6 protein-coding genes are annotated in these 6,740 nt (G+C 72.3%); all 6 read right to left on the bottom strand.

The features are described 5' to 3' along the window. Positions 1–169: 169 nt before the first annotated feature. The 6 genes from ABD901_RS25115 to ABD901_RS25090 all read right to left on the bottom strand — a co-directional run bounded on the left by ABD901_RS25115 (position 170) and on the right by ABD901_RS25090 (position 6,733). Positions 170–433: a hypothetical protein gene (locus ABD901_RS25115; RefSeq protein ID WP_345129626.1), complete on the bottom strand. Its 264-nt coding sequence runs from the start codon at positions 431–433 to the stop codon at positions 170–172. 188 nt (positions 434–621) lie between these two features. Continuing rightward, positions 622–1,665 carry a threonine aldolase family protein gene (locus tag ABD901_RS25110; protein ID WP_345129623.1) on the bottom strand — a complete coding sequence of 348 codons (1,044 nt, stop codon included), beginning with the start codon at positions 1,663–1,665 and terminating at the stop codon, positions 622–624. After that, the gene (locus ABD901_RS25105; RefSeq protein WP_345129620.1) at positions 1,662–2,495 is read right to left on the bottom strand and encodes an alpha/beta fold hydrolase; all 834 of its coding nucleotides are present in this window, start codon (positions 2,493–2,495) and stop codon (positions 1,662–1,664) included. The genes ABD901_RS25110 and ABD901_RS25105 overlap by 4 nt, the downstream gene beginning before the upstream one ends. 23 nt (positions 2,496–2,518) lie before the next feature. After that, a complete protein-coding gene (locus ABD901_RS25100) occupies positions 2,519–4,294 on the bottom strand; it encodes a non-ribosomal peptide synthetase (RefSeq protein WP_345129618.1) in 1,776 nt (591 codons plus the stop codon). Continuing rightward, positions 4,291–5,556 carry a cytochrome P450 gene (locus tag ABD901_RS25095; RefSeq protein ID WP_345129616.1) on the bottom strand — a complete coding sequence of 422 codons (1,266 nt, stop codon included), beginning with the start codon at positions 5,554–5,556 and terminating at the stop codon, positions 4,291–4,293. The genes ABD901_RS25100 and ABD901_RS25095 overlap by 4 nt, the downstream gene beginning before the upstream one ends. A 22-nt stretch (positions 5,557–5,578) precedes the next feature. After that, the gene (locus ABD901_RS25090; protein ID WP_345129612.1) at positions 5,579–6,733 is read right to left on the bottom strand and encodes a cytochrome P450 family protein; all 1,155 of its coding nucleotides are present in this window, start codon (positions 6,731–6,733) and stop codon (positions 5,579–5,581) included. Positions 6,734–6,740: the final 7 nt, after the last annotated feature.

The following is a 6,740-nucleotide window of genomic DNA, read 5'->3' as shown; positions in this document are numbered from 1 at the left end:
TCACCCTGACGGTGCCCTCTCGAACTGGACGATAGAAGCCTGAAGAACCTCTATCTTTCCAGCTCGCGGGGGCATCATCGCATCCGGGCCCTCGTGCTCACATCAATCCCATCGGTGGATCAGGGCTCAGATATCGGCGAGATCTTCCCAGCAAGTTACCGGATCGCCCTCATAGCACCGCGACCGCGTTGACGAACAAGAAGTCGTTCGATCGGCTGCGGGGCGTGTCGCGCCATCGGCGCCGGCCAGCGGCGAACTGTCGGTCGATCCATGAGGTGAGCGCGGCCTGGGCGCTGGTGCCGGCCCACCAGCCGGTCAGGATGATCGTGAGGAGCCCGATGGCGGAGATCGTGTAGTCGATCAAAGCCTGCAATGGTGCGGTCGATGGGGTGGTGTCGTCGAATGTCCAGGCGACGAGGAGGCGGCTCAGCACGGCGAGGGTCAGGCCAACGAGACCGCGGAGGGCGAGTTCCCGGACTGAGGATGCTCAGGTCACGTTGTTCCCTTCCGATCGCATGGCTCCAGTTTGAGCGGTCGACCTCGTTGCGGGCTCTCGATGGCATCTCGTCTGATGCATGCCGGGCGGGCGGCGGGCCACACGCGCCCGAGCCGCGCTGCGGCTCAGGCGTCAAGGAGACGGCGCAGTACGTCGGTCGCGTGCCCGAGTTGGACGTCGGTGAGGTCGCGGTGGGTGACGGCCCGCACGCGGCAGGGTCCAACGGCGGTGAGCAGGACGCCGCGTTCGGCGGCGGCCGTGGTGAGGTCCGGGCCGGTCCAGCGGCTGGCGGTGAGGTCGAGCAGGACGATGTTGGTCTCGACCCGGGCAGGGTCGACGACGCCCAGGCCAGCGAGGACCTTCGCGAGTTCGCGGGCGCAGCGGTGGTCCTCGGCGAGCTGGGCCAGCTGGTGGTCGAGCGCGTAGCTGCCTCCGGCGGCGAGGACACCGGCCTGGCGCATCGCGCCGCCAGCGCGCAGCCTTAGCCGCCGGGCGTCGGCGATGTGGTCCGGGGTGCCGACCAGAACCGATCCGGCCGGGGCGCCGAGCCCTTTGGACAGGCACACGGCGACGGTGTCGAATAGTCGGCCGTAGGTGTCCAGCGGGGTGCCGGTGGCGATGTGGGCGTGCCAGAGCCGGGCGCCGTCGCAGTGCAGCCCGACGTCGGCGCGGCGAGCGACCTCGTGGAGGGCGGTAAGCCGGTCGAGGGGGTGGATGAGACCGCCGGGGAGGTTCGCCGTCTGCTCGACGGCGATTGCCTGCGTTGGGTTGGCGAAGCCGCCGCCCGGCCGGATCATGGCGGCGACTGCCGCGGGGTCGATGATCCCGTCGGGGCTGTTCCAGGTGCGGGTGGTGATGCCGCCGTGGACGGCGGCGGCGCCGGCCTCGTAGCTGACCACGTGCGCGTCGTCGGCGCAGAGCAGTTCCCCGCCATGCGGGACGAGGGTTTGTACGGCGACGGAGTTGGCCATCGTCCCCGTGGGCAAGAATAGGCCAGCCTCGTGTCCGAGCAGGCCCGCGACGCGGGTTTCGAGGTCGCGGACGGTGGGGTCTTCGCCGTAGACGTCATCGCCGACCTCGGCGTTGGCCATGGCGGCCCGCATGCCGGCGCTGGGTCGGGTGACGGTGTCGCTGCGTAGGTCCGCCACGATGCCGGTTTTGGTCGTCATGTCTCAGCTCCGTCGGCGAGGTCGGCGATCGCGGTCCCGACGTGGTCGGGCTGTTCGAGGGGCAGGTCGTGGCTGCCGTCAACCCACCGAGTGGTGACCGGCCGTCGCGCCTGATCGAGGGTGTGCCGCAGGGCCCGCTGCTGGGTGGCGGCCGCGACTGGGTCTCGCGGGTGAGCGAGCACCGCCACGGTCGGGACGGAGATACGGGCGAGCAGCGCGGCAGGGTCGGCGCGCCACAGGCTGTGGGCGAGCTGGATTTCGTGTTCGACGGCCAGCCGCAGCCGGACCGGCCCGGACCCCGTCCCGCCGTTGGCGGGGGTGGGCTGGTAGTTGGCCAGCAGTGACGGGACGGCGTCGTCGGGCAGGCCGCGGCCGTGGGCCCAGGCGGTTAGCATCGCCGGGGTCGGGGCGATGCGCCGGTCGAGTCGCATCGCGTACTGCGCGTCCCACCAACTGGCGCCGAACAAGATCCGGGGGTCGTAGATGCCGCCGTCGACGAGGCACAGCCCGTCGACGAGGTCGGGCCGGTGCACGGCGAGGTGCAGGGCGACGGTGGCTCCGAGGCTGTGTCCGGCGACCACGGACCGGCGTAGCTGGAGTGTGCCGAGGACGGCGGCCGTGTCGGCGGCCAGGGTTTGGATGGTGTATCCGCCGGGCGGGGTGCTGGACTGGCCGTGGCCGCGGTGGTCGATCCGCACGACCCGTCGGCCGGGCAGGCGGTCTGCGACGAGGTCCCACCAGCGGTGGGTACTGGCCAGGCCGTGCAGGAGCACGACGGCCGGGCCGGACCCGGGCACGTCGTGGACGGCGAGGTCAACGCCTGGGGCCACGGCCACCGCCCGGATAGGGGTTGCTAGACGGCTGCTGATGGCGCACCTCCCGGCGTGTCGATCCGGTTGGGGGTGCCGGTGAGCTGGTCAATCGCGGCGGCGATGCCGGCAGGGGTGCGGTTGAGCGCGACGGTGACGTAGGGGACCTCGACGCCGAGGGCTTCGCTAAGCGCGACGCACAGCTGCGCGACGAGGAGCGAGTGCCCGCCGGTGTCGATGATGTCCGTGTCCGGCCGCATCGGACGGTCGAGCACCGCCGCCACGACCTCCAGCACCCGGGGCAGGCTGGCCTGCGCGGTCGTATCATCGGATCCCGGCGCCGGATCGGCGCTAGTCTCGGCGGCCCACCGGAGTACCACGTCGCGGTCGACCTTGCCGCTGGCGGTCAGCGGCAACGCCGCCACGACGCGCACGAGGTCCGGCACCGCGAACGGCGGCAGCAGCGCCCGGGCGTGATTCCGGACCGCAGCCACGAGGCCAGCCGCAGCGGGCTCGGCCAGATGCTCGTTGTCGGCGATGAGGTAGGCGACGAGGTGGTCGGCGAGGGCGACAACTGCGCAGCCGAGTACCGCCGGGTGGGCGGCGAGGACATGTTCGACCTCGCCGAGCGTCAGCCGGTGCCCGCGGAGCTTGACCTGGTCGTCGGCGCGGCCGACGTACGTCAGCGTGCCGTCGCCGCGGCGGGCGACGAGGTCGCCGGTGTGGTACCAGCGCAGCCCGTCCGAGTCGGTGGTGAACCGGGTGGCGGTGGCGGCGGGGCTGTCCGCGTAGCCGCGGGCGACGCCGATCCCGCCGATAAGCAGCTCCCCAATCACTCCTGGTGGAAGTGGTCGGCCGTCGGCGTCGACGACCTGGGCGGTCACGCCGGGCAGCGGCGTGCCGATGTGTACGTCGGCGCCGGGGATGCAGGCGGCGACGGTAGCGGCCACCGTGGCTTCGGTCGGCCCGTACCCGTTGAAGACGCGCCGGTGCGGGGCGGTCCACCGGTCGACGAGGTGCGGGTGGCACACCTCGCCGACCGCGGCGACGGTCCGCAGATCGGGCAGGTCGAGGGCGGGGACGGCGGCGAGCACCGACGGGGTGAGCGTGACCACCTCGACTCGGTGCGCGCGCAGCAGTTGGGCCAGGGCCGGGCCGCCGACTCGGGTGGCCGGCGGGGCGAGGACGAGTGTTCCGCCGGCGGTGAGGGTCATGAGGATCTCGCCCATCGCTGCGTCCCACGACCACGCGGAGAACTGCAGCACCCGCGTGCCCGGGCCGACGGTGAAGATCTCGGCGAGGGCGGTGGCCATGTTGACCACGCCGGGGTGCTCGACGAGGACACCTTTCGGGATGCCGATCGAGCCTGACGTGAATACCACGTAGCACAGCGGCCCGTGCACCTGCGGCAGGCGGCCGCCGGACACCGCTTCCGGTACAGGCTGCGGTGCGAGGCCGGGGATGGGCTGAGGGCTACGCACGACGCGGACGTCGCAGACGACCGCCATGTGTTGCAGCCGCTGCAGCGGCCAGTCGGGGTCGAGGTAGAGCGCGGCGCCGCCGGTCCGCCACACCCCGAGCAGCTGTACGAGACCGTTGACGGAGCGCGGGTAATGCACCCCGACGACCTGGTCCGTGGTCACGCCGAGCCCGGCGAGCTCTGCGGCGACCGCGTTGGCCTGGGCGGTCAGCTCGCGGTACGTCGTCCACTGGCCGGTGTCGTCGATGACCGCGACCGCATCCGGCGCGGCTGCGGCCCAGTGCCAGATCAGGTCGTCGACCGTGGCGGTTGCGGTGACGGCGGGCAGGGCCGGGCTCATCGGACACCCGCCGGGGTGGCGGCGGTCAGCTGGACCGGCAGGCGGGAGAGGCCGCGGAGGTTGGCGTTGTGCCGCCAGGCCCGGCCGGGCAGCGGCGCGAGCAGCCGGTAGCGTGTCGCTAGCTCGAGGACGGTGCGGTGCGCCTCGAACTGGGCCAGCGGCGCGCCGAAACAGTGATGAGGCCCGTGGCCGTAGGTGAGCGGCCGAACCCCGGTCCGGTCCAGGCGGATCTCGTGCGGCGCGGGGAACGCGACCGGGTCGCGGTTCGCGGCGGCGAGCATCAGCACCACCGTCGCGCCGGCCGGGATGACCGCGCCGCTGGCCAGCACGACCCGCTCAGTCATCCGGCGGGCGGTGTACTGGGTCGGCGGGTGGAGCCGGCCCAGCTCCTCGATCATCTCGCCGATCAGGTTCGGCTCGCGCCGCACGAGCGACCACAGGTCGGCGTCGTCTGCGAGGGACATGATCACGGCCGAAATCAGATTCGTCGTTGTCTCCGATCCTGCGGTGGTGATCATCATGAGGTTGGCGATCACCTCGTCCCGGCTCAGCACGCCCGTATGGATCAACGAAACCAGGTGGTCGACCATCGTGCCGCCGGGCTGCTGTTCGTGGCGGGTGACGAGGTCGCGCAGGTAGGTGACGAGCTCGTCGACGGCCTGCAGCACCTCGGCCCGGCCAGTGGTGGGCACGTGCCCGGGGGCGGCGACCACGTCACCCCATGCGAGGGACCAGCGGCGGACGGTCGCCAGGTCGACGTCGTCCATGCCGAGCAGGTGCGCGGTGACGGCGATCGGCACCCGGGCGGCGATCGCCGCCACGACATCCACCCTGCCGGCGTGAGTCCCGGGCCTCGCCGGTGGCAGGTCGTCGAACGTGGTGGTGACGGCCTGGTCGATCGCGGCGGCGAGGCCGGTGCGGACGTGCCGGACTTGGACCGGCTCAGCCAGGGCCCGACGCAGCCGCCCGTGTTCGGGCGGGTCGGCGAAACTCACGTGCAGATCGAGGGCGTCGAATGCCGTCCGCAGCCCGGCGCCGGGGAACCGGGCGAGGGCGCCAGCATGGTCCATGCGCACCGAGCTCGCCGGATGGGTGAGCAGCAGCTGGACGTCGTGGTGCCGGGCGACCAGCCATGCCCCCGTCAGCGGATCGACCACAGGCCCGGCGTCGAGCAGCTCGGCGTAGAAGCCGACGGGGTCAGCGATGACCTCGGGTAACTGCAGGTGGAACAGCCCGAGCGGGCGTCCTGCGATGACGGTCATCCGGATCTCCTTCGAATTGGGGTCAGCCGGCCACGCCCGCCCCGGCGGGCCGGGGCGGGCGCCGGGCGATGTCGGTCAGCACGAGGTCGGCCACCAGCACGGCGAAGGCGCGGCCGAACCCGTCCGGTGCGTCGGCGGTGAATTGCAGCTGATGGGCCAGCTGCGGCCGGATCGTGGCCGGGTCCAGATCGGCGGGGTCAACGAGCAGCAGCACATCGGCGCCGGCCGGTAGGCGGGTGTGTTCGAGCAGGACCGCCTGCGTGGTGTGCCGCAGCCACCCCACGGGCGCTGCCGGGCGATCGAGGGCGTCGCTGACGAGCCGCAGCGAGGCGTCGAGATCTGCGTCGAGGCCCGCGGAGCCGCCGCGATGCACAGCGGCGAGTACGGCCGGCAGCAGCCAGGAGGCGGCGTCCCATGCGGTGGAGAACAGGCTGCTGGCCAGGACGGCGATCTCGTTGAGGGCGAGCAGGTCGTCTCGACCATTGCGGACGACCAGGAGGTCGTCGATGACGTTGTCCGGCTGGCCAGGGTTGTATGGGTCCGGCGGTTCCGCGGCGCGCCGGCGGACCACGGCGTGGATGTACCTCCGCAGGTACGCGAGAGACCGGGCGGCGCGGATCGCCGGACGCGGGTCCGGCGCGTCGCTGTCCGGCCCGAGCAGTGCAACGCGAGGTGGGACGAGCCGCGCGAAGTGGCCGGTGGACAGGCCGAATAGGTCATCCAGCATCGCGAGCGTCAGCCGGGGACCGAGGTCGTCGGCGAACGGCCCGGCGAGCTCGGGCCGGGCCATGGCCTGCTCGACGTGGCGGCGGACGTGCGGTGAGAGCCGCCGAGCCCAGGCGGTATGCGCCTGAGCGCGGCCGCTGGGCCACACCAGGCGGAGAGCGGCTTGGGCGCCGGCATGCTGTGGCGGTACGCCGGACCCGGCGATCGAGGGCGGCAAGTACCTGCCGTACAACGGCGCCGTGAAGTCGGCGATCGGCTCGACCGGGACCACGGTGGTGATGTCGGCGAAGGTCGTGGGGTCGCAGCATGCCTGCCCGACGGCGTCGGCGCCGACGATGACCCACAGGCCCAGGTCATCGTCGAAGCCGACCCATCCTCCAGCGTCGAGCAGTGCCCGCCAGCGCTCGGCGGGGACGCTGGCGGACAGCTGCAGGAACGGATCGAACGGCATGCGCGGG

Origin of the sequence: Dactylosporangium darangshiense, from assembly GCF_039537565.1 — a bacterium.
In the GTDB taxonomy this organism is placed as follows: Bacteria; Actinomycetota; Actinomycetes; order Mycobacteriales; family Micromonosporaceae; genus Dactylosporangium; species Dactylosporangium darangshiense.
This window is presented reverse-complemented; position numbering and strand designations above follow the sequence as displayed.